Consider the following 26176-nt stretch of genomic DNA (forward strand, 5'->3'; position numbering starts at 1 on the left):
GGCGTATTTTAAGGATCTTGGCGGCGATGTCAACATCTTTTTCCGTTGAATCCCGCTGGCTCCGGTCAAACTGGGTGGAGCCGATCCTTCGAAGAACTGGGAAGCGATCTTACCGGCCTCACCGCCTTGCGTCAACCGATTTCTTCAATCAAATCAAACGCTTGGCTTTCTTCTCCGCTGCCTCCGAAACCCTGTCTCGGCGTCAGCGGATGCGTACTTTACGGATCCGATGCCCGCTTGGCAAGCCCCTGATTCAAAAAAAGTGAAATCAATGACAATCGCCTGTCACGATAGGCTCAAAGCACGCCTTTGACCGAGTCGTCAGCAGTGCCTCAATCCTGACGCAACAGCACGACGAGTTGCCTCGGCCCGTGCACGCCATAGACCAGCGTCTGCTCGATATCAGCCGTCTTGCTCGGCCCCGAGATCAGCAGCGCATTGGTCGGCATCCGATCTGCCCAGCGCTTGTCGCGCAGCACATCAAAGAAGGTGTCGTGAACATGGTCGGCATCCAATACCGCAATATGGAATGGCGGCACCAGGCTCAGCCGACGCGGCTCGTCAGGCGTAGGCCAGAGAAAGAGACTCCCCGTCTCGGCGATACCGCCCAGCGTCGATGTCAGGCCCGCATCGACACCCTCGAACTGCTCCCGACTCCAGCTTTCGATATCCCGATCGGCGTCGACCAGTTCGATGTCATGCGCCGCCAGCGTTTCTCGAGCCTCGCTAGCCACATCATGGAGACGCCCCAACGCCAGCGTTCCGACTCCTTTGTCGGCCAGGACCTGAACCAGAGCCCGAGTCCAGTCCGCGCGGGACGTCTTCACGACTTCGCCTCGCACAGCCGTGATCATCGCTTCGAAACGCGCCAGCCGCTCTTCCCGACTCCAGCCTCGCGCCGTCATGACGGTAAAGTCGCTGGTCGGAACCGCAATATCGCCATCCAGGCGTTGGCGCAGGCGTTCGAGAATCGCTTCCCTTGCACTCATGAGTCGCTCTCCGTTCGGCACCGCTCTCGCATCATGGCATGCAGTGTCTTGCTCGCAGGCTTGGGCGCCACACGGTAGTCCGTCCATGGCGGCAGGTGGCCGGGAGATAGCCGGCGAAAGCGCCCGGCCACGCCCGTACCCAACCTCCAGAAAGCGGGATGCGTCGCTACCCACTGCCAGCTTTTCCAGGCCGCGACTTCTTTGGCATTACGCTTGACCCCGGCCCCCGGCACGTTGCCGCGCCCCTCGCCGACGGACTCCTTGCGCAGCCGCACCAGCAGATCGGGAATCGGAATCTTGACCGGACAGACTTCACCGCAGGCGCCACACAGACTGGACGCACTGGGTAGATCACGCGTCGCATCCAGACCCAGCAAGTGCGGCATCAGAATCTTGCCGATGGGCCCCGGATACGTCGTGCCGTAGGCGTGCCCGCCGACCCGCGTGTAGACCGGACAATGGTTCATGCAGGCACCGCAGCGGATGCAGCGCAGCGTATCGAGTAGTTCGTCGTCCTGATAGATGCGCGACCGGCCATTATCGACCAGCACCAGATGGACCTCTTGCGGGCCGTCGTGCTCTTCGCTCTTGCGTGGCCCGGAGATCATGTTGAAGTAGGTCGTCACCGGCTGCCCGGTGGCGGAACGCGTCAGCAAGGCATAGAGAGGCGCGACATCCTGCAGATGCTCGACGACTTTCTCGATTCCCGTCACCGCGATGTGCATCGGCGGCACCGTGGTGGTCAGCCGCCCATTGCCCTCGTTTTCCACCAGGCAAAGCGTGCCGGTCTCGGCCACCGCGAAATTGACGCCGGAGAGCCCCACGTCCGCGGTCAGGAAGCGCTCTCTGAGCTGCCCCCTCGCCGCCGCCGTCAGCGTATCGGCATCCAGCGTTCGCGCGATGCCGGTCTTGTCATGCATGAGATCGGCGATCTCGCCGGTATTCTTGTGAATCGCCGGCATGATGATGTGCGATGGCGTTTCGTGGGCCATCTGCACCAGGTATTCACCGAGATCCGACTCCAGCGCCTCGATGCCCGCCGCTTCGAGATGCGCATTCAGATGCATCTCCTCGGAAACCATCGACTTGCCCTTGATCATCCGCCTGGCGCCCCGCGATTCGCAGAGCGTGCGAATGATGCGGCAGGCCTCGTCGCCATTTTCTGCCCAGTGGACCTGGATACCGTTGGCCTGACAGTTGCGTTCGAGCTGCTCCAGCAGATCCGGCAGCTTGGCCAGCGCTCGGGCGCGCACGTTGGCTCCCAGCTGACGCAGGGTCTCGAGATCCCACTCGGCAAAGACATCCCGACGCTTGCGCATCAGCCCATCCATTGCGCTGCGAAAGTTACTTCGGATCTGCGGGTTGTTGAGCGCATCGTGCGCCTGCGCATGGAAATGCCGTGGATCGAACGTCTGGACTTCCGGCGTCGCCGCCCCGCCCTGAAGCGTTTCCTTGGGGGACTTGGCCGTCGAGGGAGCACTCATGCCGTGCGCCTCCATAGATAGCTGGCGATATGCTCGCCACGGAGCGCGCGCCGTTCATGCTGCAGATGACCATCGATATTCATCAGGCAACCGCAATCGGACGTCACGAAGTGCTCCGCCTCCGCGGCTTCGAACGCCGCGCCCTTGTCGGCCACCATCGCCGCGGAAACTTCCGGATGACGCACGGCAAAGGTACCGCCGAATCCGCAGCACTCCGCGGCGTGCGCCTGCTCGACCAGCGTCACGTTACTCAGTTGCTGGAGTAGCTGCGGCCCCGTCTCCGCCAGCCCCATCTCCCGTCGAGCGCTGCACGACGTATGCATCGCCAGTCGCTGCGGCTCACCCCGATCGACCAGCCGTACGTGGCAGACATGGACCAGGAACTCGGTCAGCTCGAAGACTCGCGACGCGACCTCCTCTGCCTGCGCTTGGCGTTCGCTATCCGCAAAGAGCTGAGCGTAGTGAGTGCGCATCATTGCGCCGCAGGAGCCCGACGGCACGATGATCGGCCACGGTTCCGGGAACAGATCGAGCTGCGCGGCAGCGACGGCGCGCGCTTCGTCATGATAGCCGGAGGTATAGGCGGGCTGGCCGCAGCAGGTCTGGTCGTCCGGGTAGATGACCTCGATTCCTTCCCGCTCGAGCAGATGGACGACATCCATCCCCGCCTCGGGATAGAACAGGTCGATCAGACAGGTGCCGAACAGATAAACCTTCTCGGGCTTGGCGGGGTAGAGCTTGACTGGCGTCATGTCATGGTCCTGGTTCGTCGGGATCCTGCCGCACGGACTGGATGCTGTCCGCACAGGCCCGCTTTTGGTTTTACCAATTGACACTTCAATTTCACCCCATTATTACTGCCCAGAAACGGGGGTCAAATGAAAGCCCGCGAATTCCCCCTCTACACGCTTATACTTTGGTTTATCTGCCGCCAGAAAGCGCATTTCTCTGACCAGACATCCTTGAAAGATGCCACAATATTGGTAAAACCAATTTCAGAATGACCACCAGGAGCCCGATCAGTGGCCTACCCCTCCGTCAGACAACCTCGCCTGGCCGATGTCCTTACCGAACGCCTCGAGGCAATGATCCTCGAGGGCAGCCTCAAACCCGGCCATCGCCTGCCAGCCGAACGAGAGCTGGCCGAGCGCTTTGGCGTCTCCCGCCCCTCGTTGCGCGAGGCCATCCAGAAGCTGGCCGCTCGCGGCCTTCTGACCAGTCGCCAGGGTGGCGGTACCTATGTCAGCGAACGTCTCGCCGACAGCTATGGCGATCCCATGCTGGAGATGCTGTCACGTCACGAAGAATTTCATCTGGACGTGCTGGAATTCCGCGACGCCATGGAAGGGATCACCGCCTATCACGCGGCGATGCGGGCGACACCGGCGGACAAGGAGATGCTGCAACGGCGATTCGAGGCGCTGGACAGAAGCTACAAGGACCCCGATCAGCAAAGCGATCCGCTACGCGAAGCCAAGGCCGACGCCGCCTTTCATCTGGCCATTGCCGAGGCGGCACACAATGTCCTGATGCTGCACACCATTCGCGGTCTCTTTCACCTGCTGGAGAAGAGCATAGTGGCCAACCTGGCGCATCTGTTCGAGCGCCCCAACGCCCGCGAACGACTGATGGCACAGCACCGCGCGCTGCTCGAGGCGATTCAGGAAGGTCGAGCCGAGGATGCCCGTACACTGGCACACGAGCATCTCGACTACGTCAAGGCGGGGCTGATGGACCTGCAGCGCGCCGAGTCTCGAGCCCAGCGCGCCGAAAGGCGGTCGCAGCTGTTGAACGACCGCCGCGACAGTTGATCATTCGCCGGTCAGGTGTTGATCCTTCAGCTTGACGTAGTTGGCGGCGGAGTAGGCAAAGAACTCCCGCTCCGCGGGCTTGAGTTCACGTAGCGGTCTGGCGGGGTTGCCGGCGTAGACATGGCCGCTCTCCAGCACCTTGCCGGGTGGCACCATGGCGCCGGCAGCGATGATCACCTCGTCTTCGACCACGACCCCATCCAGCACCACGGCGCCCATCCCGACCAGCACGCGGTTACCGATTTTGCAGCCATGCAGCGTGGCCTGGTGGCCGATCGTGACCTCGTCCCCGATCACCAGGGGGTGGCCGCCCGGGTTGTAGTCGCTGGCGTGGGTGCAGTGCAGTACGCAGCCGTCCTGCACGCTGGTTCGTGCGCCGATACGAATGCGGTGCACATCGCCGCGAATGACCGCCATCGGCCATACCGAGCAGTCATCGCCCAGCGCGACGTCTCCCAGCACGACACTGGTGTCATCGATGAACACCCGCTCGCCAAGGCTGGGCGTGACGCCCTGAAACGTTCGAATTGCCATGGTTTTCACTCCTGTCGCTATCCGGAATCCGTCGGACCATCGGAAGCATATTGTCTATATCAGGCTCGTCACCAGCACGACGGCGGTCAGCGGAATCGACACATAGCGCACCAGTCCCAGCCACAGGCGGAAAGCGCCGGGGCTGACGCCCAATGCTGCCACGGCAGCTTCCCGGGACATTTTCCATGCCGCGAAGATAGCGATCAGCAGACCGCCGACCGGCAGAAAGATATCGGGCGGTATGGTCGACACCAGCGCGAAGAAATTCATCTCCCCGACCCAATGCACATCCGCCAGCGTGGAGAACGACAACACCGACAGCAGCCCCACCAGCCATACCAGCCCCCCGATCAGGATAGCAGCCCGGCTACGCCGCCACCCGGCCCCGACGAGCATCGACACCATCGGCTCGGCCAGATTGATTGAAGAGGTCCAGGTCGCGATGAGCAGCAGCAGAAAGAAGGCACCCAGCCAGACCTGCCCGCCCGGCAGTTCGCTGAAAGCGATCGGCAGCGTGACGAACATCAGTCCCGGTCCTTCGCTGGGGTCGAGCCCATGGGTGAAAACGATGGAAAAGATGGCGATGCCGGAAAGCAGCGCCACCATAATATCGAGCACCGCCACGCCGAAGACCGCCCTCGGCAGGCTCTGCTCGTCAGGCATGTAGGCGCCATACGCCATCAGCGCACAGGCTCCCACGGCCAGCGTAAAGAAGGCATGTCCCATGGCGTTGAGCACCACGCCCCAGGTAATCGCGGACACATCGGGAGTGAACAGCCAGTGCATGGCGGCGCCGAAGCCGGAGGTCGTCACGGCGTAGCCTCCCAGCACGATCAGGATGCCGTAGAGCAGCGGCATCATTACGTTGTTGAGCTTCTCGATGCCGTTGACGATGCCGGCCGCCACCACCGACATCGTCAGCAGCATGAACAAGGTATGGTTGAAGGTCATGCGCAGCGGGTCGGCCAGAAACGCATCGAAGCTCGCACCGATTTCCTGAGGCGACCGGTTCACGAAACTGCCGTTCACCGCGCTCACCAGGTACTCGATCGACCAGCCGGAAACCACCGAGTAGAACGACAGGATGAAGAAGACGGTGATCGCGCCGAACAGCCCCAGCCATTTCCAGTGGCGACTGATATCGGCCTCCTCCGCCAGGAACGCCAGTGCCTGCATCGGGCTGCGGCGGCCGGCGCGCCCGATCATGATCTCCGCCATCATCATCGGCAGCCCCAGCAGCACCACGAAGACGACGTAAAGGAGCAGGAAGGCCGAGCCCCCGTTCTCGCCGGTCATGTAAGGGAAGCGCCAGATGTTGCCCAGGCCGACGGCAGCACCGGTGACCGCCAGAATAAAGGCGCGGCGGGACTGCCAGCGCTCCAGAGTTTCACTCATCATTCGAGACCTATGTCTGACGGTTGCGGCCGATGTCGGCAGGCCATGATGCCATGCGACGATAACGAAAACGCGAAGAGCCTATCAGGCACCCGGCGGAGCGCCAATCTCGAGCATGCCGACGCTTTCGCTCCGCGCATGCCGGGCCGGAATCTGGAACGAGCATGGGTGTCGGGATCCCGGGACCGGTCTGGATCGGAACCGGGGCGGGCCTTCGGATTGAAAGCGGCGCCAGCTCCCCCCATATAGAATGACACTGATTCCATCGCCCGAGGTGACCATGTCGAATAACCCGCTGCTCGAGCATCATACCCTGCCGCCGTTCGAAGCGATTCGCCCCGAACACGTCGTCCCGGCCATCGAGAAAATCATTGCCGACAACCGTCAGGCCACCGAGGCGCTCGCCCAGCAGCAGGACGTGAGCTGGCAGACACTCGCCGCGCCGCTGGAAGCGCTCGACGACCGCCTCTCCCAGGCCTGGTCGCCGGTTTCGCATCTCAACTCGACGATGAACAACGATGCCCTGCGCGAAGCCTACCAGCAGTGCCTCGCCATGTTGTCCGAGTACAGCACCTGGGTCGGCCAGAACACCGCGCTGTTCAAGGCTTTCGAACGCCTGCGGGAGAGCGACGAGTACGCTACGCTCGATACCGCCCAGCGCAAGGCGATCGACAATACGCTGCGCAACTTCCGCCTGGCGGGCGTCGACCTGCCGGCCGAGAAGAAAAAGCGCTACGGCGAGATCCAGGCCCGCCTGTCGGAACTGGGCAACACCTTCTCCAACCAGTTGCTAGACGCCACGCAATCCTGGCATCTGGACCTGGACGATGCCGAGCGTCTGAGCGGCTTGCCGGAAAGCGCGCTCGAAACGCTCAAGGCGAATGCCGAAGCCAAGGGCAAGACCGGCTACCGGATTACCCTCGACGTGCCCAGCTTCCTGCCGGTCATGACCTTCGCCGAAGATCGCGAGCTGCGTCGCGAAGTCTATACCGCCTACGTCACCCGCGCTTCCGACCAGGGGCCCAAGGCCGGCGAGAACGACAACGCCCCGGTCATCGAGGAAACACTGGCGCTGCGCCAGGAACTGGCGAAGCTGCTTGGTTTCGATACCTACGCCGACTACTCTCTGGCCACCAAGATGGCCGAAACGCCCGAGCAGGTGCTGGGGTTCCTCGACGACCTCGCCGAGCGTGCGCATCCACAGGCCCAGCGCGAGTTCAATGAACTCGAAGCCTTCGCCAAAGAGACACTCGGCCTCGATTCGCTGAACCCTTGGGATACCGGCTTTGCCAGCGAAAAGCTCCGGCAGTCGCGCTACGACATTTCCCAGGAGCAGCTGCGCCCCTACTTCCCCGCCCCGCGTGCCGTCGAAGGACTGTTCCGCGTCACTGGAAAGCTCTACGGCATCCGCATGGCGGAAAACCCGGAAGCGCCGCGTTACCACCCCGACGTACAGTATTTCGACGTGCTCGACGGCGATCGCCCCATCGCCGGTTTCTATCTGGATCTCTACGCCCGCGAAGGCAAGCGTGGCGGCGCCTGGATGGATGTCTGCCGGACTCGCTTGCAGCGCGAGAATGGCGAGCTGCAGCTGCCGGTCGCCTATCTGACCTGCAACTTCACGCCTCCGGTCGCCGGCAAGCCGGCGTTGCTGACGCACGATGAAGTGCTGACGCTGTTCCACGAATTCGGCCACGGCCTGCATCACATGCTGACGCAGCAGACGGTCGCCGACGTTTCCGGCATCAGCGGCGTCGCCTGGGACGCCGTCGAACTGCCGAGCCAGTTCATGGAAAACTTCTGCTGGGAACGCGAGGGTCTAGACCTGATCGCCGGTCACGTCGATACCGGCGAAAAGCTGCCGGACGACCTGCTGGACAAGCTGCAGGCCGCACGCAACTTCCAGTCGGCAATGCAGATGATGCGCCAGCTGGAGTTCTCGCTGTTCGATTTCCGCTTGCACCACGAGTGCCAGAAGCCGAGCGCGGCGGACGTTCAAGCGTTGCTCGACGACGTGCGCGCCAAGGCCTCGGTCGTACCCACCGTCGACTTCAACCGTTTCCAGAACGGCTTCGCGCACATCTTCGCCGGGGGGTACGCCGCCGGCTACTACAGCTACAAGTGGGCCGAAGTGCTTTCCGCGGATGCCTACAGCGCCTTCGAGGAAGCCGGCATCTTCGATCCCGAAACCGGCCGCCGTTTCCGCGAGACGATCCTGGAACAGGGCGGTTCGCGGGAAGCCGCAGAGCTGTTCGAAGCCTTCCGCGGCCGCGAGCCGAGCATCGATCCGCTGCTGCGCCATGCCGGTATCGAACCCCGGAACGCGGCATGATCGCCGGTTTCGCCAATGAGCCGAGTGGGCGCCTGCCGGCGTCCGCTCAACGATTGCGAGGTAACGCATGACCCAGACGCCGAAACGCTTTATCGCCGGTGCGATCTGTCCGCGCTGTTCGGCCATGGATCGCATCCGTTCGTGGGAACAGAACGGCATCCGCTATCGGGACTGCGTGAGCTGTGACTTCTTCGAACAGCTGCCCATCGAGGACGACACGATCCCGGAAGTTCCCACTCGGGTGAACCAGCCTCGGGAGCGCCAGCGGCCCGCGAGCGAGGAGATCACGCCGGTGCGCATTCTCGATCCCCGCAAACCGCATTGATATCGGGAATGATGAGATTGACGGTCGGCCTCGTCAGGCAGCGATGATCCGCTCTACCAGACGTGCCAGATCGTCATCCTGCCAATCCGGCACGTCCTCGAGTGCCGGATCCATCGCCTTGCCCGGCCGCGCGACGAAGCCGGTTCGCATGCCAGCCGCATGGGCTCCGATCAAGTCCCAGCCGTGGGCGGCGATCATCGCCATCTCATGCGTCTCCACGCCCCAGTGTGCCGCCGCGTGCCGATAGGGCTCCGGCGCCGGCTTGTAGCATTCGACGCTCTCCACGCTGAGGATGGCGTCGAAGTAGCCCACCAGCCCGGCATGTTCTAATTGCTGATGCGCCGCCTTCAACGCGCTATTGGTCAGTGCCGTCAGCGTATGGCCCTGATCACGAAGCGTCGTCAGTGCCGCCGTGACGTCGCCATGGGCAGGCATCGAGAGGATACCGTCGACCAGCGCCTGCTCGTCGTCGGCGGTTATCGCGACGCCGTGCTTGGCGCCAAGCTGGCGCAGTGCGCTTTTGGCAAGGCTGGAGAAGGGTTCGAATCGCCCGATCAGGTTGGTCGTCATCCAGCGCTCCTGAAGGGTCAGGAACCACTCCGGACGTGCGGCTTCGCTGTCAAACCAGCGCAGGAACAGCGGGTCGAGCGCGCGCGTGTCGAGCAGCGTTTCATTGACGTCGAATACCAGATGCATCGCGACCTCCTTGTCGTGAATGGTGAGATGGACGGAACATCGAGCAGACAAGATGAGCGTCTACCGCTCGAGTGCGTAGAGAGGATGGTTGTCGGAGAAGACGAGTGTAGATGGACGATGAGTCGTGTAGATGGATGATGAGTGTAGAAAGAAACCAGACCGAGCGCCTGCCGATCTTCGCGCCCGCTCCGTAAATGCAAATCGTGCGTTCCTCGCTATGAATGCGGACGGTCCCGCCTCAGTGCCAGAACGCCATGCCCTGCGCGATCAGTTGGCGCAGCGCCGCGAAGGAAGGCAGCCAGCTCAGCAGGTGCGCCGATACCAGTGCCAGCATCAGCGCGCTTCCCGGCGCCTGCCAGCTGAACAGCTTGAGCGCCGTGCCGAAAGAGCGTTTGAGCCGCGCCCCGGTGAGATCGACGCTGTACAACTCGTCCAGCGTCAAGTGAATGACGAAGCCCAGCGTCATCGCCAAGCCGTGGATCCAGGCCAGCCGCTCCGGCTGCTCCAGTAGCGAAAAGCTGATCGCCGCGGTCGACAGCCCGCTGACGCCCGCCGCCAGCAGCGAATGCCAGAGTCCGCGATGCACGGTGAAGCGGGCAAACAAGGCGCCGGCCAGATAGCGCACGCCGACATAGACACCACCGCAGGCGACGAACAGATAGGCTGGCGTGACTCTGTGCTGCAGCATCAGTACAGTCAGCACCACCGCAACGACAGCCAGAATATTGAAGATCAGACGAATGGCCTGGGACTGGTCGGCATCGATATCCGGCAGAATGCCGCCGAACGCCACGAGCAAGGCCACGGCCATCGCCTGCCAGCCGCTCCACTGCCCCGCCTGCCAGCCGGCCTGAGCGACGACGGCTCCCCCGACGCTCGCCACGCCCAAATGCGTTCGAAAATTGGCCATCGGCCCCGGGCGCCCCATAACTGGATAAATGAACAGATTATGGCGCGTGGGCCGTCTTGAAAACAATAGCTTACAGAGAATGAACGGATAACGCGCACCATCCCGCAACGCAGAACGGCCCTGCCAGTGGCAGAGCCGTCGTCGGTGGGTTTCTGACAGGCACGGATCACTTGCTCTCGATGACCCCGCACGCAACCCGACTACCGCCACCGCCGAGTTTGGGCTCGTCGGAATAGTTGTCGCCGCCTTCATGGATCATGAGAGCATGACCGCTCAAGTCGGACTCCTCCAGGCGAGGGGCCAATACCGGCGTCGTGGCATTGCCATCCTCATCGATCATCAGCGCGGGAAGATCGCCAAGATGGCCCTCGTCGCTGTATGGCCCTCGGTGAGTGCCGGTCCCCTCGGGGTCGAGGTGCCCGCCAGCGGCGCCAGCCGGCGTCACTTCACCATCGCTTTTGCTGGTCTCGCAGCTGGCGTTCTGGTGGAGGTGGAACCCGTGAATCCCGGGATTCAGACCGGAAAGATCCGGCGTCAGCAGCAAGCCGTGGTCGGTGTCCTCTGCCATCACGGTGCCGACGCTATCGCCGACGCCGTCGCTGGAAACCGAATGCATCTCTACGCGGGTCTCGGCCTGGGCCGCAGTGCTCAGCGTCATTGCCAGACCTGCGCCGAGCGCCAATAGTGTCTTCTGTCGCATGTCGTCTTCCTGTCCGTGGGTGACAGACTTCAAACTAGACAACACACGACGATGACGCGAACCACCCGGTCAATGATCGAGTTCGGGTCAATGCTTGAACGCGAGGTTGTCCAGTACCCGTAGCGTCGGCGCCGACTGATTCAGCGTGTAGAAATGCAGGCCCGGCGCCCCGCCATCCAGCAGGCGCTGGCAGAGATTCGAGATCACCTCCGTGCCGAACGCCTGAATGCTCTCGCTATCGTCGCCGTAGGCTTCGAGCTGCTTGCGGATCCAGCGCGGGATATCGGCGCCGCAGGCATCGGAGAAGCGGGCCAGCTTGGTGTAGTTGGTAATCGGCATGATCCCCGGCACGATCGGGATCTCGACCCCCATCGCCCTCACCCGGTCCACGAAGTGGAAATAGGCGTCCGCAGTGAAAAAGTACTGGGTAATCGCCAGGTCGGCGCCGGCCTTCGCCTTGCGGGCGAAATTTTCCAGGTCCCGCTCGAAGCTCGGTGCCTGGGGATGCGCCTCCGGATAGGCCGCCACCGCGATCTCGAAATGATCGCCGGTTTCGGCCCGGATGAATTCGACCAGTTCGTTGGCATAACGCAGCTCGCCAGCGCCGCCCATGCCCGACGGCAGATCGCCGCGCAGTGCCACCAGACTGTCCACGCCATCCTCGCGATAGGTCTGAAGCAGCTCGCGAAGCGCGCCCTTTTCGCTACCGATGCACGACAGATGCGGCGCCGTACTGACACCGCTACGACGCACCGTCTTGACGGTATCGAAGGTGCGGGCCTGGGTGGAACCGCCGGCACCGTAGGTCACGGAGAAGAAGCGCGGATTCCGCGCGGCCAGTGCATCGCGTACCCCGCCGAGCTTTTCCCTTCCTGCTTCGGTATTGGGAGGAAAGAATTCGAAACTGATGCCCAGCGGCGGCTGCGTGCTCATGGTATGACTCTCTTCGATACAAGCCAGCGTGACAGTACGCCAGCCGCGGGTGTCGTTCTCGGATCGTGACCTGAAAACGACCACCGATGATGGATTGACGACGGATATCGGCGATTTTGCCTGCCCGAGACGATAACGGCCAATGAAACTTTCCCGCCGTCACCATGAACCTCAGTCATCGAGACGGCAGCCGATTCATGGATGCACGACCATGCCGTGGTTGCACTCCCCGCCGGTCAGGCAGTCTCGGGTTTCGACCTGCAGTGTGGCATGTTGAATGCCGAAGCGGCTCTGCAGCATGTCGTAGGCACGCTCGATCACGTCATCGTGCAGCTCCGGCGTCTCGATCACCAGATGCACGCTGAGCAGCGGATCCTGCGGCGTCAGCCCCCAGACATGAATGTCGTGCAGGCTCTTGACCCCGTCGACGCCAAGCAGCGCCTGTCGGATCTGGCCGACATCGACCCCCTCCGGCGTGCCCTCCAGCAAGGTATGCGACGAGCGCCGCAGAATCTTCCAGGCGGCGCGCAGGATCAGCGCGGCAGCCAGCATCGACAGCAGCGGATCGATCGGCGTCCAGCCGGTCAGCAGGATGACGACGGAGGCGACGATCGCCGCCACGGAGCCCAGCAGATCACCGATGACGTGCAGCACGGCGCCGCGCAGGTTGAGATTCTCCTGGTCTCCGCCGTGCAGGATCTTGAAGACCACCAGGTTGACCAGCAGCCCCAGGATCGCCACCGTCATCATCGGCCCCGCCAGCACCTCGATCGGCTGGGTAAAACGCTGGATCGCGGCGATGAGGATCCATACCGCGATCGCCAGCAGCGTCAGGCCGTTGATGAAGGCTGCAAGCACCTGAAAGCGCTGATAGCCGAAGGTGCGCAGCTTGTCCGGGGCCTTGTCGCCCATGTAGAAGGCGAACAGCGCGAGGCCGAGCGAGAAACTGTCGCTGAACATGTGCCCAGCATCGGCCAGCAGGGCCAGGGAACCGGAGAGCCAGCCGCCAACCACCTCGGCCAGCATGAACCCGGCGGTCAGGATCATCGCCAGCCTGACCCGCTTGGCGCTGTCCGCCGTTACGGTTGGCGCATGATCGTGCGAGTGGTCGTGAGCGTGAGCGTGACCATCATGGGAACGGCCATGGGAACGGCCATGGGAATGGTCATGAGAATGGCCCTTGCCAGCGTGATCGTGTGAATCGTGACGAGAGTGCTCGTGCGAGGTCATGAGACCCGTCCTGACGGAAATGTCCTCGAATCTTAGCGCACGACCCCGACGCTATTGTATTACAACGCCCTCCCTGCCCAGCGATATTCCGGGACCGAAGGCACCGCCATCGACAGCAACGCGAGATCACCGCCATCCCGGTGACGAAAGCCCGAAGTCTCGACCAACGGTATCAGTCGTCACCGCGCCCCGGTCGCTGTCGCCATAGATCCCAGGCGATCCCGACGGCGATGCCGGCACCGATTCCCCAGCTCCACTCGGCCGTCGACATCCAGACGACCAGCCCGACCACGATACCTATCAGGGAACCTTGCATTGTCTCTCCATCGATAGCGATGCTTTGATGCGCCTCATTGTAAGGATTGCGCCTCGAAGAGAAAGCGCCCTGTCGACAGGCCCCTACAGGGAAGGGCGGCCTCACGGCACGGAAAGAGCGGGCAGGATGGAGCGAATATGAGATGGAGCGAATATGGACAGCGTGAAGAGAACGAACGGATTACCGGCGCCGACGTGTCGCACACGCCAGAACGGGACAGAAAAAGCACGGACAAATGAAGGCAGAGAGCAAAATGCAGCGATTGGAAAGAAGAGCCCACTCCCACGTTCCTTTGCGGTGAGAGCCACTTGGCTAAGTGGGCACACTCAGGATGAACCGTCATCGCTGGCTCTCCAACGTATTTTTCGTAATCTATCTATCAGTTTTCTTAATATCAAAAACTTAAGTGTTCTTAATCATGCGCTTATAAGTGATCAGCGCTTCGATAAAAGTGCGTAATTTTTTGCAGCCGGCAAGCATCATCGCTCAGGCGCTCGACGCAGGGCGAGACATCAACGGCGGTCGCAGGCAACAACCGCCGCATCCGGACAGGAAAGGGTGGCGGAAGAGAGAGGGAGTCGAACCCACCAGGGACTGCTGGCAGCCCCTACAGGAGTTGAAGTCCTGGCGCCCCACCGGGGAACGATTCTCTTCCAGGCGTTCGGCCATCGAAGGCCAAACCCGTCATTCGAATAGCATATCCTCCCGGATCACTTTGTGACTATCCCCGATTCGCCGCGTGAAGCCGATTCGATCGAAAAACTCGAGAATCGACACCGCCAGTTTCCGCCCGCAGCCGACCCGATCCCGAAAATCCGCCGCCTTCGCCCCGGGCGACGCCTCGCTATCCAGCTCGCGAATCACGCCAGCCAGCTCGGCGACATGGGGCGTCAGGAAGAAATGATCGTGGCGCAGCTGGTAGACGCTTCCGAGCAGCGCACAGCTTCTCAGCAGACGCCGCACCTCGCCTTCCTCCCAGCCGAACTGCTGGGCGATATCCCGCACACGCGGCGGATCGTAAGGCGAGGCCTCCAGCAGCGGGCGAACCTGCTGCCAGCGCCGGGCCTCTTCCGGCGACAGCGAAGCCTCGTGGGAGGCCAGGGCCACAAACGGACCATACTGCACGATCTCGCCACCCGTTTTCCAGCGTTCCAGTAGTGGCCGAAACAGATTGGCCGGCAGTTGGGGCGCTACCATCCGGCGAAGGCGATCGATATCGACGCCGCGCATCGCCGGTTCGAGTTCGTGCAGTTGCGCCAGCCGGTCCAGCGCCTTGTGATAGAGCATCTGCTGCGTCATCTCGGGGAGCGCATGACTGCTTCCCTGACCGGCAACGACCCACCAGCCGGCAAGCGTTGCACTACGCTCGAGTTCGCTCGTTTCCCGGTCGAGATTGTCCGACAGCGCAGACAGATCGATACCGGTCCCGTCGGTCATCGGCCGCTGCCAGAAAGCACTGCTGTCCTGATGGCCGCAGGCATCCGGCAGGTATTCGCGCAACTGGCGCAGCCAGGCGAGACGTTCCGGCTTTCGCGCGCCCCTTCGAGGCGGCGCGACATCGAGCACGCTGGCGCCTCCCAGCGTCTGGCTGGCGCCGTGATCGCGCACCACGATCCGGTCACCATGCGCCGCCTGGAGTGGGGACTCGAGCACCAGTTGGGCAAGCATCGACGCCCCAGACGCCAGGGTCTCCCCTTCCAGCAGCGAGATCCGTCCGGTGACGTGGGCACTGCCGTGATGCAGATGAACCGGGGCCCAGTGCTTGATCGGCGGCGACTCGGGCAGCGCGCGCAGCACCACGTCGAGCCGGTGACGATCGGTGACCCGGGAAGCCTCGGCGACCACCCAGTCCCCCCGCGCGAGACGTCCGGACTCGATATCGGCGCCGCTGAGATTGATGGCACAGCGCTCTCCACGGCTCGCGGATGCCGTGTCGCGATTCTGGCAACGCAGTCCTCGCACGCGTGCGGTCAGGCCCGAGGGCAGCAGCCGTACTCTGTCGCCACTCGCTATCCGTCCGCTGCGCACCGTGCCGGTCACCACCACGCCGGCGCCACGCTTGACGAAGACGCGGTCGATGGCGAGCCGGAAACGGCCCGCACCGGCCAGCGCCGCCGAAGGTTCGCTCAAGGCCGCACCGTCTCTCGACACATTGTCTTTCGACACATTGTCTCTCGACACATCGGCCGCTGCCGTCCAAAGCGTCTGCCCGAGCGCCTCGACGCCCTCTCCGGACGTGTTGGAAAGCGGAAATACCGGCGCATCGGCGAAGACCGTGCCGGCCAGCCAGCGCTGCAGCTCCTGCGTCACCTGGGCCACGCGCGCCGGCTCGACACGATCGATCTTGGTCAGCGCCACCCAGGCCCGCGTCACTCCCAGCAGCTCCAGAATGCGGGCATGCTCGACGGTCTGGGGCATGATGCCGTCATCGGCGGCGACCACCAGCAGCATCGCCTGGATGCCGACGGCGCCGGAGAGCATGTTGGCGATGAAGCGCTCGTGACCGGGCACATCGATGAAGCCCAGCGTGGCGCCGGCGAACGCCGGAGGCGATTCGGGATAGGCGTAGCCGGCCTCGATGGTCAGCCCGCGCGCGCGCTCTTCCTTCAGGCGGTCGGTAGCGATGCCGGTCAGACCGTGAACCAGCGCCGTCTTGCCATGGTCGACGTGACCCGCCGTGCCGATGATCATGCCAGCTCACTACATCGCTGCCGAATGTCGCCGAGCTGCTCGACGAACTGCCGTTCGTCCGCCTCAGTCGCCAGGCAGCGCAGATCCAGCCACAGCGCGCCATCATGCACACGCCCGATCACCGGACGCGCCAAGGTGCGCAGCGCGCGCTCGAGCCGGGATAGCTCGCGACCGCTCCGGCAACGCAGCACCAGAGCGCGGCTATCGAGACGGTCGACCGGCAACGATCCGCTGCCGAGCTGACTGCGACAATCCTCGCAGCTCACCCCGGCGAGTCCGTCGAGCGCCGCCTCGAGCGTTGGCTGCAATCTCTTTCCCTGCTCGACGATCGCGTCGAGGTCACGGGAGAGCATCGCCAGCGCCGGCAAGGCGAGTGCCGGAGAATCGCTGTCCCGGTAGCAGCGGAGCGTGGCTTCCAGGGCCGCCAGCGTGAGCTTGTCGCAGCGCAGCGCCCGCTTGAGCGGATGCTGCTTGAGCCTGGCAATCAGCTCGCGCCTGCCGACGACGATGCCCGCCTGCGGGCCGCCGAGCAGCTTGTCACCGCTGAAGGTCACCAGGTCGGCACCGGCCGCGATCGCCTCCGCCGGGAGGGACTCATGAGGCAGGCCCAAGGCGCGAAAATCGGTCAGTGCGCCGCTGCCCAGATCGACCATGAACGGAATGCCGTGATCGTGGGCGATGGCGGCGAGCTCATGTTCCGGCACGCTGCTGGTAAACCCGGTAATCGCGTAGTTGGACGTATGCGCTTTGACGATCAGCCCGCTGTCGTCGCCGAGCGCCTGGCGAAAATCCCGCGCGTGGGTACGATTGGTGGCGCCGACCTCGACCAGCCGGCAGCCGGCGGCGGACATCACGTCCGGTATCCGAAACGCGCCGCCGATCTCGATCATTTCGCCACGCGAAATCACCGCCTCGCGGCCGGCCCCAAGGGCTGAGAGTGCCAGGAGCACGGCAGCGGCATTGTTGTTGACGACCGTTGCCGCTTCGGCGCCGGTCAATTCGATCAGCAGCGACTCCACCAGACGGTCGCGATCACCACGCCGTCCCTGTTCCAGATCGTATTCGAGCGCGACCGGATGGCGGGCAGCCTGGACCACCGCCTCGATGGCCGCCTCGGAAAGCGGCGAACGCCCCAGATTGGTGTGTATGACGGTGCCGGTCAGGTTGAAGACCGACCGCATGTTGGGCAGCACCAGACGTTGGAGTCTGGCCGTGATCGCATCGACCAATCCTGAGTCACCGGGCCAGCCATCGGCCGGCCCGGTGACATGCTTGGAGGTCGCCGCGCCATCGCTCAGACGCTGGCGAAAGAGCGCCAGCGTCTCGCGAATGGCGCGTATCAACAGCCGATCACCGTGGCGCTGCCGCCACGGCTGGAGTTCGGGATGCTCGAGCAGTGTCGTCACTCCCGGCAACTGGCGTCGGATATCCATCGATGAGGCGATCGTGTCGGGCATGAGTGGCTCGAGGTCGCTGATTTTGGGACCTCGATTTAATCGTCGAGCTGGCGCCAATACAAGCCACGAGCCGCGAGCCGCGAGCCGCGAGCCGTGAGCCGTGAGCCGTGAGCCGTGAGCCGTGAGCCGTGAGCCGTGAGCCGTGAGCCGCGAAGACAATCCCGTCAGCTCGCGAAGTTCGCAATCCCTTTCTCGAAGCTCGAAGCTCGAAGCTCGAAGCTCGAAGCTCGAAGCTCGAAGCTCGAAGCTCGAAGCTCGAAGCTCGAAGCTCGAAGCTCGAAGCTCGAAGCTCGAAGCTCGAAGCTTAGGCCGGCTCTCCCAGCACCAGCAGGGGGTTGAATGCGCGCCTTGCCAGATCCCGATCGGCAATCATCATGTCCAGGGCCAGGCTGGCCAGGTCATCGGCCAGTGGGTCGGCGTCCGCCTCCCATTCGCGATTGACCCGTTTCAGATAGCTGTGGCAGTGATCGCAGGTCTCGGCCTGAATCGGCAATACCCGCTCGCCCTGCTCGTCCTCGAGCCCGCTGTAGTCCAGTGTCTTGCTGTCACCGCACTGTGCGCACTTGGCGCGCTCGGCGTACCACTCGCTGGCACACAGGCCACACTGCAGGTAGCGCACCCGGGAACGCGCCATGCCGATCTGGATCAGACTGCCGACGGCAGGAGCCCCGCAGCACGGGCACAGGCCGCTGGTCACGCCTGCCGGTCTGGGCGGCGTGGCGGGCAGCATCCGCGCCTGACGCGTCCAGGCGACTTGCAGCGCGGCGCCCATCAGCGGTGCCATGGCACGCTGCTCCAGCGACAGCGGCCGGCCCTCGAGCATGGCGTGGGCCAGCTCGGCACGCTCCGTCTGCGGAAGCCGGCGCAACGCCTCGAACCAGCCTCGCTGCGGTTCCACCACCTGCGCGTCGAGTTCCTCCAGCAACGCCTCGAGATCGTCGTGCCACGACATGTCCCGCCACAGGCCGTCGATCGACAAGGGTGGAATGCCATGACGCATCGCCAGCTCCGCCCCGCTCGTCAACGCCGGACGCGACTGCTGAACGATTCGGTGCTGCGCCTCGACCACCATTGCCATGAACTGCAGGTAGGCCGCCATCGCCGGTACACGCTCGGCCAGCTGACGCAGCCGCCGGGCGCGCTCGGCAAACAGCTTGCGCGAGGGCAGACCGACCATGGGTGGCGCCCCCGGTGACGGGGGCGCCTGGCCAAAGGCGTGCGCGCCGGCGCCAGCCGGCTCGCTTTCGTTGTCAGGGTTGCTGCTCACGGTGCTGCGCCTCCTCTTGTTCGCGGGCCCACAGGCCGTGGTGATGGCGCGCCCAGGCGCGGGTCACCCAGCCTCGGGTCATGGAACGAATCGAGCCCTTGACCCAGATGGCCGCATAGACGTGAACCACGATGGTGACGATGGCCACGAATGCTGACACGGCGTGGAGCAGGCTGGCGAAGCGGATCAGCGGGATCGGGAAATAGCCGGCGAACCAGGGCCGCCACATGATCACGCCGCTGATCAGCAGTACCGCGATCGACACTACCAGGGCCCAGTAGACCAGCTTCTGGCCCGGGTTGTACTTGCCGATAGGCGGCAGCTTCTCGTCGCGGTTGTCGAGCACGTCGCCGATCTGGCGCACCCACTGGACATCGTTCTCGCCGAGCAGGTTGCGCCGCACGTGCCGCGCCGCCATGGCGTAGAACAGCAGCACCAGCACCACCCCGAGAAACGGATGCAGGATCCGCGCCCAGACCGGCCCGCCCAGCGTATGGCTGAGGAAGAAGAAGGCCGGATGGAAGAACGCCAGTCCGGAGAGCGCCAACAGCACGAAGACCATCGCCATGGTCCAATGGTTGGCGCGATCCAGCGGCGAATAACGAATCAGACGATCGCGTGGCATCTTCATCGGTCTTCTCCCCGCGGACGGGTGGCATCGTAGCCGAGCGAATGAGGCGGTGGCGCGTCATCCTGTCCATGCCCCGCGTGCTCCTCCGGCTCCTCCTTCGGCCCCTTGGTCATGTAATGGATCACGCCAGCGAACGCAGTGATACCGATGATCGCCGACATGATCGGCTTGGTCGCGCCCTTCCACGCCCCAACCAGCGGCGAGATGCGCGGATCCTTGGGCAACCCGCTGTAGCGATTGGGATCATTGGCGTGATGCAGCACGTACATGACATGCGTGCCGCCGACCCCGGCCGGATCATAGATACCCGCGTCGCGGAAGCCGAGCTCCTTGAGATCGCCCACCCGCTTCTCCGCCCGCGCCAGCATGTCCTCCTTGGTGCCGAACTCGATGCAGTTGGTCGGGCAGGTCTTGACGCACGCCGGCTCCATTCCCGCGTTGACTCGGTCGGAACAGAGGGTGCACTTGTAGGACTTCTGATCCTTGGGCGAGATTCGCGGGATATCGAACGGGCACCCGGTGATGCAGTAGCCGCAGCCGATACAGTGGTTGGAGTCGAAGTCGACGATGCCGTTGGCGTACTGCACGATCGCCCCGGGGGCCGGGCAAGCCTTCAGACAGCCCGGTTCGGCGCAATGCATGCAGCCATCCTTGCGGATCAGCCATTCGAGGTTGCCCTCCTGCGTCTCGTACTCGCTGAACCGCATCACGGTCCAGGATTCCGAGGTCAGGTCGGTAGGGTTGTCATAGGTGCCGTGGCACTCGCCGACATCGTCGCGCAGGTCGTTCCACTCCATGCACGCCACCTGACACGCCTTGCAACCGATGCACTTGGAGACATCGATCAGCTTGGCGACCTCGTCGACATGCCCCCGGACCTGCGGGGGCGTCGTCGTGGTGGCGGAGCGGGCGATAATGTTCTGGGAATTGTCCATATACGCTCCTCAAGCCTTCTCGACGCGGACGGTGAACGACTTGTATTCCGGTGTCTGGGTGTTGGCATCGCCGACGAACGGCGTCAGGGCATTGACCAGATAGCCCTTCTTGGCCACCCCGGTGAATCCCCAGTGCAGCGGAATCCCCACATGGTGAACCTGCTTGTCGCCGATCGTCATCGGGCGCAGGCGCTTGGTCACCACCGCCACGGCCTTGATGAAGCCCCGCTTGGAGGAGACCTTCACCCAGTCGCCCGCCGCGATGCCGATCTCGTCGGCCAGCGCCTCGCCGATCTCGACGAACTGCTGCGGCTGCACGACGGCATTGAGCTCGGCATGCTTGGTCCAGAAGTGGAAGTGCTCGGTGAGACGATAGGTCGTCGCCGCGTGCGGGAACTCCTCGGGCGTGCCCAGCGCCTCGCGATCCTCCTCGAAGATGCGCGCGGCCGGGTTGTTGCGCGCCTTCTCCTTGCCCGGATGCAGCAGGTTCTGGGGCACCGGCGATTCGAACGGCTCGTAGTGCTCGGGGAACGGGCCATCGACCATGCTCTGCCCGGCGAACAGGTGACCGACGCCTTCCGGCTGCATGATGAACGGCATCTGCCCCTGCGATGGCGGCGAATTGGTCGGGAAGTCCGGCACGTCCGCGCCGACCCAGGCGCCCTGCTCGCTGTCCCACCAGATGAACGCCTTGTCAGCCCCCCAGGGGCGTCCCTGGACGTCCGCGCTGGCCCGGTTGTAAAGGATTCGCCGGTTCATCGGCCAGGCCCATGCCCAGCCCAGCGTATTGCCGGTGCCGTAGGGGTCCGAGTTGTCGCGGTTTGCCATCTGGTTGCCGGCTTCGGTCCAGCAGCCAGTGAATATCCAGCAGCCCGCCGCGGTGCGCCCGTCGGCGGTCAGCTCGGCGAAACCGGCCAGCTGCTCACCGGCGCGCCGGGTCACGTTGCCCTGCTCGTCGGTAAGATCCTCCAGCGCGCGCCCGTTGAACTCGCGTGCCAGTTCGTCCGCCTTCGGATCGGCCGGAATCCGGTAATCCCAGGTCAGATTGAGGATCGGGTCCGGGAATACGCCGCCTTCCTCCTGATAGAGCTGCTTCAGCTTGAGGAACAGCTCGCCCATGATGCGGGTATCCGGTCGCGCGTCTCCCGGCGGCGGTGCCGCGGACCAGTGCCACTGCAGCCAGCGGGCGCTGTTGACGATCGATCCCTCGTCCTCGGCGAAGCAACAGGTCGGCAGGCGGAACACCTCGGTGTCGATCCGGCTGGAGTCGACATCGTTGTACTCGCCGTAATTCTTCCAGAATTCGCTGGTCTCGGTGTTGAGCGGATCCATCACCACCAGATACTTCAGGGAAGAGAGCGCCTTGGTCACCTTGGCCCGGTTGGGGAACGACGCCAACGGGTTGAACCCCTGGCAGAAGTAGCCGTTGAGCTCGCCCTTGGACATGCGCTCGAACGTATCGAGAATGTCGTAGAGCGGCCGCTCGAGCTTGGGCAGCCAGTCGAAGCACCAGTTGTTGGCTTCGTTGGCGGCATCGCCGTACCACGCCTTCATCAGGCTGACATGGAATTTCTCGTAGTTCTTCCAGTAGGAAACCTGGCCTTCGACGGTGGGCTGCTTGGTGCGCTTGTCGATATAGGCGCGGTAATCCTGCTCCTTGGCGTTGGCCAGCGTCATGTAGCCCGGCAGCAACTGGGAAAGCAGGCCCAGATCGGTCAGCCCCTGAATGTTGGAATGCCCGCGCAACGCGTTGACGCCGCCACCCGGCATGCCCATGTTGCCCAGCAACAGCTGCACCATCGCGGCCGTACGGATGATCTGGGAGCCGATCGAGTGCTGCGTCCACCCCAGCGCGTAGAGGATGGTCATGGTCTTGTCGGGGACCGCCATCGCCGCGATCTTCTTCCAGATGCGCTGGATGTTCTCGACCGCGATACCGGTAATGCTCGAGACCATGGCCGGGGTATAACGCGCGTAGTGTTCACGCAGCAGCTGGTAGACGCAGCGCGGGTCCTGCAACGTTTCGTCGCGACGGACAAAACCGTCGTCGCCCATCTCGTACATCCACGACTGCTTGTCGTAGCTGCGCGTCGACTCGTCATAGCCCGAGAACAGGCCATCCTCGAAACCATACCCTTCGCGAACGATCAACGCCGCGTCGGTGTAGTTCAACACGTACTCGTGCTGAATCTGGTCGGTCTCGATCAGATAGCTGATCAGGCCGCCTAGAAACGCGATATCGGTGCCGGTACGGATGAACGCCTTGTCCTGCGCCACGGCGCCGGTACGGGTGAAGCGCGGGTCGATCGTGATCAACTCGGCCTTGTTATGTTCGATGGCCTCGGTAACCCAGCGGAAGCCCACGGGGTGTGCTTCGGCAGAGTTGCCGCCCATCGAGAGAATCAGATTGGCATTGCGGATGTCGACCCAGTGATTGGTCATGGCACCGCGACCGAATGTTGGGGCAAGACCTGCCACCGTCGGTCCGTGTCAGACGCGCGCCTGGTTGTCGAACGCCACCATGCCGAGATTGCGCACCACCTTGTGGGTGATGTAGCCGGCTTCGTTGGAAGAACCCGACGCCGCCAGGAATCCGGTCGTCGTCCAGTGGTTGACCGTCTCGCCGTGTGCCGTGCGCTGGACGAAGTTGGCGTCGCGATCGTCCTTCATGTGCCGGGCGATTCGGGTCAGCGCCTCGTCCCAGCTGATCCGCTTCCATTCGCTGGTGCCCGCTTCACGCACCTGCGGATATTCGAGACGTCCCTTGCTGTGAACGAAGTCGAGCAGGCCGGCGCCTTTCGGGCAGAGCGAACCCCGCGAGACCGGGTGGTCCGGATCGCCTTCGATATGGAAGACGTTCTGTTCGACGTTCTTGGCACCATCGCCCTTGCTGTAAATCAGAATACCGCAACCCACCGAGCAGTAGGTGCAGGTATTGCGCGTCTCTTTGGCATGGGTCAGCTTGAACTGGCGAATCGAGGCTTCGGCAGGTTCGGGGGCAAACCCCATCATCGCCAGGCTCGAGCTCGCCAATCCCGCCCCGCCCAGTTTGAAAAACTGGCGCCGAGTGACATTGATCGACATGTATCATCCTCATCGGTCATTAACCGGCACCTCTACCGACGGGTGCCTTGATTATCTTATATCAAACATCGGCGACGGATGCTGCCGTGAACTCTAGACAAATCGTCGCTCATGACCATACCCGAACGTGACGGCGCCGATGCCACCCCGATGTCGCGACCCCGACTCGTGGCCCCGAACGAAAAAACGCCCGCTCTCCTCGCAAGGAGAGCGGGCGTCATCAAGGCCCGAAGGCTCGGGACGCTATGCCGTGCGGGCCGGCGTGGTCTCCGATTTCGCCTTGGCCAGCAGGAACAGCACGACCGTAATGACCGCGCCGACGATATCGCTGGTCATCCCCGGGAAGATCAACGCCAACGCGCCGATCGCCGCCAGTATCCGCCAGAACGGATTGAGCGGTCGCCGCAGATAGCCCTCGACCGCGACGGCCAGCAGCAGCACGCCGACCACTCCGGTCACGATGACCCACAGCGTGTTCCATAGCGTCGCGTCGATCATCAGCATGCTGTGCGCGAACACGAACATGTACGGCACCACGAAGCCGGCGATCGCCAGTTTCATCGCCTGGAAGCCGGTCGCGTTGGGCGACCCGCCGCTGATGCCGGCACCGGCGTAGGCGGCCAGGGCCACCGGCGGCGTCAGGTTGGCGAACAGCCCGAAGTAGAACACGAACATGTGCGCCACGAAGATCGCCGTCTCGTTGCTGCCGGCCAGCTCGCGGAACATCGGCAGGTTGAGCAGAATCGGCGCGGCCATGGTGCTGGTGATGATATAGGTCGGAATGCTGGGCAGCCCCATGCCGAGCACGATCGACGCGATCATGGTCAAGAACAGCGTGACCAGCAGCTGGATCATCGGAATCGGTATCTGCTGGCCCAGCGTCACCACCGCGTCCGCTGCCTCCAGCGCAATACCGGTCAACGTGGCGATCCCCACGATGATGCCCACCGCGCCACATGCCACCGCCACGGGAATCGCGTTACGCACCCCGTCGTGCATGGCATCGCGACAATCGGCGACATCCATCTTCTCCGCCACCATGCCCAGCCTGGCGCGCATCGCGTTGACCGCTACCGGGATCGCAATGATCACGAACAGCATCCAGCGGCTGGCCGGGAAGTTGGGCATCGCATGGCCGCCAATCAGCGCTCGCAGCTGCGGCTCGAAGATCAACAGCGCCAGGACCAGGCTGAGCCCGATGGTGACGCGGCGCGTGCCGCAGATCAGTACCGTCGCCGCAATCGACCAGAACGCCGCGAAGAACGGCGCCCGCCCCTCGAACAGCAACCACAGCAGCACGGCCATCGGTATCAGCAGGTGGCCTCGCTTGAGCATGACCTCCTTGAGCGGGGTCAACTGGGAACGAGGAATGCCTTCCAGCCCGTTGCGCATGGCGCGCAGATGCACCTGGAACAGCACCCCGAGATAGAACAGCAGTGCCGGGATGATGCCGGCCAGAATGACCTGGGTATAAGGAACGGCCAGCACCTCGGCCATGATGAACGCCGCCGCTCCCATGATGGGTGGCAGGATCTGTCCGCCGACGCTGGCGGCCGCTTCCACCGCGCCGGCAAAGTTCGGCTTGTAGCCGGTCTTCTTCATCAGCGGAATGGTGAAGGCACCCGTCGTCACCACGTTGGCGATGGCAGAACCATTGATCGAGCCCAGGAAGCCGCTGGCGATGACCGCCACCTTGGCTGGCCCACCGCGGGTATGCCCGGCGATCGCCAGCGCCAGATCGTTGAACAGTTGTCCCAGTCCGGACTTGCCGAGAAAGGCGCCGAACAGAATGAACAGGATGATGTAACTCGCCGAAACCCCGATCGCCGTCCCCAGCAGCCCCTCGGTGATATAGACCAGGTGCGAGACGATCTGCTTGCAGGTGGCGAGCACGATCGCCTCGTTCAACTGCGGATAGAAAGAGAGCTTGGCATAGAAGCCGTAGATCAGGAACAAGGCCGCCAGGATGGTCAGCCCCCAGCCGGTGACGCGCCGGGTCGCATCGAGTACCAGCAGAATCGCCACGAGGCCGACGACCATGTCGACATTATTGATGCGCCCTGCCGAAGCGATGACCCGGTCCGACACCATCAGCATGTAGACGCCGATCCCGAAGGCGATCAACGCCACGATGGCATCGCCCCAAGGCACGCGATCCCGGGCGCCCTTGCGGGTCAGCGGATAGAGAATGAAGGCCAGGCCCAGCAAAGTATAGAGGTGGATGCTGCGCTGCGCGACATCGACCAGTGGCCCCGAAAACGAAGTGTAGAGGTGAAACAGCGCCAGCAGCACCGATACCGCCATGACGAACCGGACCACCGCGCGCGGCAGCCTGTCCCGTACCAGGCTCTCGCGATCGAATTTCTCCAGCGCCTCCTTGACCGACGGATCTTCCGGCCCATCGGTGGAGATCGTGTTCTTCTGTTCGGACATATGTCTTCCTCGCCACGCAGGAA

The 26176-nt window shown here is 63.5% G+C and carries 21 protein-coding genes and 1 tRNA gene; 3 read left to right on the top strand and 19 right to left on the bottom strand.

Annotated elements, in window-relative coordinates; translation table 11 throughout:
* Positions 1–332: 332 nt before the first annotated feature.
* The 3 genes from R5R73_RS16025 to R5R73_RS16035 are packed head-to-tail and all read right to left on the bottom strand — an operon-like array spanning position 333 to position 3225.
* Positions 333–989 carry a lactate utilization protein gene (locus R5R73_RS16025; RefSeq protein ID WP_322528023.1) on the bottom strand — a complete coding sequence of 219 codons (657 nt, stop codon included), beginning with the start codon at positions 987–989 and terminating at the stop codon, positions 333–335.
* Positions 986–2473: a LutB/LldF family L-lactate oxidation iron-sulfur protein gene (locus R5R73_RS16030; protein ID WP_322528024.1), complete on the bottom strand. Its 1488-nt coding sequence runs from the start codon at positions 2471–2473 to the stop codon at positions 986–988. Before R5R73_RS16030 ends, R5R73_RS16025 begins: the two co-directional genes overlap by 4 nt.
* Positions 2470–3225 (bottom strand): (Fe-S)-binding protein, encoded by a 756-nt coding sequence (locus R5R73_RS16035; RefSeq protein ID WP_322528025.1) that lies wholly within the window; start codon positions 3223–3225, stop codon positions 2470–2472. Before R5R73_RS16035 ends, R5R73_RS16030 begins: the two co-directional genes overlap by 4 nt.
* Positions 3226–3495: 270 nt before the next feature.
* Here R5R73_RS16035 and R5R73_RS16040 point away from each other — a divergent pair, with 270 nt between their 5' ends.
* Positions 3496–4284, top strand: a complete 789-nt coding sequence (locus R5R73_RS16040; protein ID WP_110636917.1) for a GntR family transcriptional regulator — start codon at positions 3496–3498, stop codon at positions 4282–4284.
* On the opposite strand, the gene R5R73_RS16045 is transcribed toward R5R73_RS16040, so the two are convergent.
* Both R5R73_RS16045 and R5R73_RS16050 read right to left on the bottom strand, forming a co-directional pair.
* Positions 4285–4818 (bottom strand): gamma carbonic anhydrase family protein, encoded by a 534-nt coding sequence (locus R5R73_RS16045; RefSeq protein ID WP_276233177.1) that lies wholly within the window; start codon positions 4816–4818, stop codon positions 4285–4287.
* A 54-nt stretch (positions 4819–4872) separates the two neighbouring features.
* The gene (locus R5R73_RS16050) at positions 4873–6213 is read right to left on the bottom strand and encodes a sodium-dependent transporter (protein ID WP_110636923.1); all 1341 of its coding nucleotides are present in this window, start codon (positions 6211–6213) and stop codon (positions 4873–4875) included.
* A 280-nt stretch (positions 6214–6493) separates the two neighbouring features.
* Here R5R73_RS16050 and prlC point away from each other — a divergent pair, with 280 nt between their 5' ends.
* A complete protein-coding gene (prlC, locus tag R5R73_RS16055) occupies positions 6494–8545 on the top strand; it encodes an oligopeptidase A (RefSeq protein ID WP_276233179.1) in 2052 nt (683 codons plus the stop codon).
* 67 nt (positions 8546–8612) lie between these two features.
* A complete protein-coding gene (locus tag R5R73_RS16060; RefSeq protein WP_110636931.1) occupies positions 8613–8870 on the top strand; it encodes a YheV family putative zinc ribbon protein in 258 nt (85 codons plus the stop codon).
* Positions 8871–8903: 33 nt separating this feature from the next.
* Here the strand turns inward: R5R73_RS16060 and R5R73_RS16065 are convergent, their stop codons facing one another.
* The 14 genes from R5R73_RS16065 to R5R73_RS16130 form a co-directional block, all read right to left on the bottom strand.
* On the bottom strand, positions 8904–9566 hold the full coding sequence (locus tag R5R73_RS16065; RefSeq protein ID WP_322528026.1) for a haloacid dehalogenase type II: 663 nt from the start codon (positions 9564–9566) through the stop codon (positions 8904–8906).
* 238 nt (positions 9567–9804) lie between these two features.
* Entirely contained in the window at positions 9805–10476 is a 672-nt protein-coding gene (locus R5R73_RS16070) for a metal-dependent hydrolase (protein ID WP_276233182.1), read from the bottom strand.
* Positions 10477–10642: 166 nt separating this feature from the next.
* Positions 10643–11176, bottom strand: coding sequence for a superoxide dismutase [Cu-Zn] SodC (gene sodC, locus R5R73_RS16075; protein WP_322528027.1), 534 nt, complete (start codon positions 11174–11176; stop codon positions 10643–10645).
* 87 nt (positions 11177–11263) lie between these two features.
* A complete protein-coding gene (gene metF / locus R5R73_RS16080; protein ID WP_322528028.1) occupies positions 11264–12109 on the bottom strand; it encodes a methylenetetrahydrofolate reductase [NAD(P)H] in 846 nt (281 codons plus the stop codon).
* A gap of 195 nt (positions 12110–12304) precedes the next feature.
* Positions 12305–13339, bottom strand: a complete 1035-nt coding sequence (locus R5R73_RS16085) for a cation diffusion facilitator family transporter (RefSeq protein WP_322528029.1) — start codon at positions 13337–13339, stop codon at positions 12305–12307.
* Between the two features lie 172 nt (positions 13340–13511).
* A complete protein-coding gene (locus tag R5R73_RS16090) occupies positions 13512–13655 on the bottom strand; it encodes a hypothetical protein (RefSeq protein WP_157957115.1) in 144 nt (47 codons plus the stop codon).
* 559 nt (positions 13656–14214) lie between these two features.
* Positions 14215–14310 (bottom strand) — tRNA-Sec (locus R5R73_RS16095).
* A 29-nt stretch (positions 14311–14339) separates the two neighbouring features.
* Positions 14340–16346, bottom strand: coding sequence for a selenocysteine-specific translation elongation factor (gene selB / locus R5R73_RS16100; RefSeq protein ID WP_322528030.1), 2007 nt, complete (start codon positions 16344–16346; stop codon positions 14340–14342).
* Positions 16343–17803, bottom strand: a complete 1461-nt coding sequence (gene selA / locus R5R73_RS16105; protein ID WP_322528031.1) for an L-seryl-tRNA(Sec) selenium transferase — start codon at positions 17801–17803, stop codon at positions 16343–16345. The genes selB and selA overlap by 4 nt, the downstream gene beginning before the upstream one ends.
* A gap of 304 nt (positions 17804–18107) precedes the next feature.
* Complete coding sequence (fdhE, locus tag R5R73_RS16110; RefSeq protein WP_322528032.1) at positions 18108–19070, bottom strand: formate dehydrogenase accessory protein FdhE; 963 nt, start codon at positions 19068–19070, stop codon at positions 18108–18110.
* Positions 19054–19701, bottom strand: coding sequence for a formate dehydrogenase subunit gamma (locus R5R73_RS16115; protein ID WP_071231415.1), 648 nt, complete (start codon positions 19699–19701; stop codon positions 19054–19056). The genes fdhE and R5R73_RS16115 overlap by 17 nt, the downstream gene beginning before the upstream one ends.
* Positions 19698–20636 (bottom strand): formate dehydrogenase subunit beta, encoded by a 939-nt coding sequence (fdxH, locus tag R5R73_RS16120; RefSeq protein ID WP_110636885.1) that lies wholly within the window; start codon positions 20634–20636, stop codon positions 19698–19700. Before fdxH ends, R5R73_RS16115 begins: the two co-directional genes overlap by 4 nt.
* A gap of 9 nt (positions 20637–20645) precedes the next feature.
* Complete coding sequence (gene fdnG, locus R5R73_RS16125) at positions 20646–23720, bottom strand: formate dehydrogenase-N subunit alpha (protein WP_277354976.1); 3075 nt, start codon at positions 23718–23720, stop codon at positions 20646–20648.
* Between the two features lie 243 nt (positions 23721–23963).
* Entirely contained in the window at positions 23964–26153 is a 2190-nt protein-coding gene (locus R5R73_RS16130) for a TRAP transporter permease (protein ID WP_322528033.1), read from the bottom strand.
* Positions 26154–26176 lie beyond the last annotated feature (23 nt).

It is taken from the genome of Salinicola sp. LHM (assembly GCF_034479735.1).
GTDB lineage: Bacteria > Pseudomonadota > Gammaproteobacteria > Pseudomonadales > Halomonadaceae > Salinicola > Salinicola salarius.

What these genes read in the sequence shown, in the direction of transcription:
- R5R73_RS16025 (WP_322528023.1), bottom strand. Translation starts at nt 989, where the DNA reads ATGAGTGCAAGGGAAGCGATTCTCGAACGCCTGCGCCAACGCCTGGAT.
- R5R73_RS16030 (WP_322528024.1), bottom strand. Translation starts at nt 2,473, where the DNA reads ATGAGTGCTCCCTCGACGGCCAAGTCCCCCAAGGAAACGCTTCAGGGC.
- R5R73_RS16035 (WP_322528025.1), bottom strand. Translation starts at nt 3,225, where the DNA reads ATGACGCCAGTCAAGCTCTACCCCGCCAAGCCCGAGAAGGTTTATCTG.
- R5R73_RS16045 (WP_276233177.1), bottom strand. Translation starts at nt 4,818, where the DNA reads ATGGCAATTCGAACGTTTCAGGGCGTCACGCCCAGCCTTGGCGAGCGG.
- R5R73_RS16050 (WP_110636923.1), bottom strand. Translation starts at nt 6,213, where the DNA reads ATGAGTGAAACTCTGGAGCGCTGGCAGTCCCGCCGCGCCTTTATTCTG.
- prlC (WP_276233179.1), top strand. Translation starts at nt 6,494, where the DNA reads ATGTCGAATAACCCGCTGCTCGAGCATCATACCCTGCCGCCGTTCGAA.
- R5R73_RS16060 (WP_110636931.1), top strand. Translation starts at nt 8,613, where the DNA reads ATGACCCAGACGCCGAAACGCTTTATCGCCGGTGCGATCTGTCCGCGC.
- R5R73_RS16065 (WP_322528026.1), bottom strand. Translation starts at nt 9,566, where the DNA reads ATGCATCTGGTATTCGACGTCAATGAAACGCTGCTCGACACGCGCGCG.
- R5R73_RS16070 (WP_276233182.1), bottom strand. Translation starts at nt 10,476, where the DNA reads ATGGCCAATTTTCGAACGCATTTGGGCGTGGCGAGCGTCGGGGGAGCC.
- sodC (WP_322528027.1), bottom strand. Translation starts at nt 11,176, where the DNA reads ATGCGACAGAAGACACTATTGGCGCTCGGCGCAGGTCTGGCAATGACG.
- metF (WP_322528028.1), bottom strand. Translation starts at nt 12,109, where the DNA reads ATGAGCACGCAGCCGCCGCTGGGCATCAGTTTCGAATTCTTTCCTCCC.
- R5R73_RS16085 (WP_322528029.1), bottom strand. Translation starts at nt 13,339, where the DNA reads ATGACCTCGCACGAGCACTCTCGTCACGATTCACACGATCACGCTGGC.
- R5R73_RS16090 (WP_157957115.1), bottom strand. Translation starts at nt 13,655, where the DNA reads ATGCAAGGTTCCCTGATAGGTATCGTGGTCGGGCTGGTCGTCTGGATG.
- selB (WP_322528030.1), bottom strand. Translation starts at nt 16,346, where the DNA reads ATGATCATCGGCACGGCGGGTCACGTCGACCATGGCAAGACGGCGCTG.
- selA (WP_322528031.1), bottom strand. Translation starts at nt 17,803, where the DNA reads ATGCCCGACACGATCGCCTCATCGATGGATATCCGACGCCAGTTGCCG.
- R5R73_RS16115 (WP_071231415.1), bottom strand. Translation starts at nt 19,701, where the DNA reads ATGAAGATGCCACGCGATCGTCTGATTCGTTATTCGCCGCTGGATCGC.
- fdxH (WP_110636885.1), bottom strand. Translation starts at nt 20,636, where the DNA reads ATGGACAATTCCCAGAACATTATCGCCCGCTCCGCCACCACGACGACG.
- R5R73_RS16130 (WP_322528033.1), bottom strand. Translation starts at nt 26,153, where the DNA reads ATGTCCGAACAGAAGAACACGATCTCCACCGATGGGCCGGAAGATCCG.